This window comes from Candidatus Darwinibacter acetoxidans (assembly GCF_041936445.1).
GTDB lineage: Bacteria > Bacillota > Limnochordia > Darwinibacteriales > Darwinibacteriaceae > DTU010.
Window position 1 is genome coordinate 1 of sequence record NZ_JBHGXH010000030.1, and the last position, 2,167, is coordinate 2,167.

Here is a 2,167-nt window from a genome sequence, read left to right on the forward strand (position 1 = left end):
TGGACTTACGATCCGCTCTACCGGATTGAGCGGGAGCTGGACAAACTGATCAAGGAGGCCAGAACGACATTACCTCACCGGGAAGATTGAGACGCTTGATTATGCCCCTCTTTAGAGGGGCTTTATTTTTTGCCCTAAATGTTAAGAAATCTTAATATTTATATACTTGCATTATACGTATAAGTATAGTATAATAAGATTAACAAGGGAAGGGGGCAAGAAAGAATGAAAATCACAAATTTAGGAAACGGGAGAATTGCTATTGATTCTCCTTACAATCCCAGCTTTGTATCCAAAATCAAAAAAGCTGGTGGCAAGTGGAACGCCAGCAACAGAACATGGGAAGTAGACGAGCGCAGCATTGATACTGTTAGAAGCATCATGCGCGAGGTCTACGGGCAGGACGATCTGCCCCAGGAACTGGTCACCGTGAAAGCAACCATAAACGAGGACATAGGCGAATGGAGAGCGCCGGTTGTCCTCTTTGGAAAAACCATCGCCTCGGCCAGAGGCAGGGACAGTGGTGCACGGCCCGGCGAGGGGGTCTGCTTCGAGAAAGGCGGTTGTGACAGCGGCGGCAGCATGAAAAACTGGTACACCATCGTCCGCGCAGGTAGCGAAATCACAATCTATGATGTACCCCGGCTGGCGGTCGAGCAGAAACTTGGCTGGAAAGAGGAATACGGCACATTTGAAGTCGTCGAGGCCGACGATCCCCTGGCCGCATTGAAAGCCGAAAAAGAGGCCCTCTTGAAGCGGCTGGCGGAAATAGAAGAACTGCTGGGCGAAGCGTAGTTTGTCCTAAGCCCTGTGGCCGAGGCTTTGTATCGGCCATACCAGACAGGCCCGCCGGGAGCCATAATCCCGGCAAGAATAGAAAGGAGGAGAAAAAAATGAAAAAAGTGGTCTCTATGGTGAGCACTCGCGGGCATAACCCCGTGAGCGAGGAATACAAGATGGAGCAGCTATACGCTGCTGCAGCAAGTGTTTTTGCTTTGCCGCCTTATGAGCAGGTATTGAGCTTCCGGGACGGCGGCCCGGTGCCGGAGCCGCCCCATTGTGTCATCGGCACCCCCGGCGGCCGCTACGCCGTCGGGCGGATGAAGGATGCAACCGGAATGTCGTCTGTCCGTATCATTACGGACGGGGGCCGGGAGGTGATCGTCGAGCCAGATCGCGTGCTGGTTTTCTTCCGCACCGGTTTACGGGATGCCTCTTCGGAGGCTGCCCGCCAGGTACTTGAGTACCTGCACCAGCATACGATTGACGAGATTTGTACTGTGACGCTGGAGGATGGCCACCATATTTCCGACGCGGACATCGCGCCGGAAGAACTGTAAAAAAGGCCCGCCGGGAGCCGTCAATCCCGGCAAATAACCCTTGAAAGGACGATGAAAAAGGAGGTTTTTCAGGTGGCAAATAAGACTATTTATGTGAAAGACGAGGATGTTAGTCTTTTCGAGGAAGCTGAAAAGTTGGGCGGTGACAGCCTTTCCAGCGTCATCGCCGAGGCCCTGCGCCGGTTTGTGAGCGTCAAGCGGGCCGAGCGGCAGGGGATGCAGGAGTACACCCTGCCCGTGGGCGTCCTGCGCAGCCAGGGTGATGATGACATCCGCCAGATCCGGTTCGTGGGCCGCAAGCTGGCCGAGGCGGAAGTGCTGACCGGCCAGACCAGCTCCCGGGATGACCGGGGAACGGACTACAAAATATACCAGACCCAGGCCGGGAGGATTCTGGTCTGGTGGCAACGGTGGAGCAGGTGGGAACGGGAAAACGATGCCGCCGACTACGCGGTGTTGGACCAGCTGCCCGGCTATGACGATGATATTTTCGGACGGGTGCACGGGGACATGCTTGGACCCGTCGAGCTGCCCGGTTCCCTGCTGCAGGACGCGGCGGAGGCGCTGGGCCAGGAGTTGGTCGAGTTCATCGAGTAGGCCCGTTGCTCTGGCCCCTCTTTCGCAGGGGGCCATGTGGAGTGGGTTACTTGAAGGGAAGGATGGATCTCGATGACAGTAAAGTATTACACCTGCCCCGCCTGCGGGCGTCGGGGCGTGACGGAGAAGAAGGGCCGCCGCGAGGGCCGCTACCGCTGCAGATACTGCGGACACTACCCCTTCTGGTTGCAGCCGCCGATCTTCGACGAGGATCGCCGGGAGCTGATCGC

General features: G+C 56.5%; 3 protein-coding genes. All 3 read left to right on the forward strand.

Features of this window, described 5'->3' with window-relative positions; translation table 11 throughout:
* The first annotated feature begins 225 nt into the window (after positions 1–225).
* The 3 genes from ACE4YL_RS00795 to ACE4YL_RS00805 all read left to right on the forward strand — a co-directional run bounded on the left by ACE4YL_RS00795 (position 226) and on the right by ACE4YL_RS00805 (position 1,937).
* A complete protein-coding gene (locus ACE4YL_RS00795; protein WP_461369019.1) occupies positions 226–795 on the forward strand; it encodes a hypothetical protein in 570 nt (189 codons plus the stop codon).
* Between the two features lie 98 nt (positions 796–893).
* Complete coding sequence (locus ACE4YL_RS00800) at positions 894–1,340, forward strand: hypothetical protein (protein ID WP_461369020.1); 447 nt, start codon at positions 894–896, stop codon at positions 1,338–1,340.
* 72 nt (positions 1,341–1,412) lie between these two features.
* Positions 1,413–1,937, forward strand: a complete 525-nt coding sequence (locus ACE4YL_RS00805; protein WP_461369021.1) for a hypothetical protein — start codon at positions 1,413–1,415, stop codon at positions 1,935–1,937.
* Positions 1,938–2,167 lie beyond the last annotated feature (230 nt).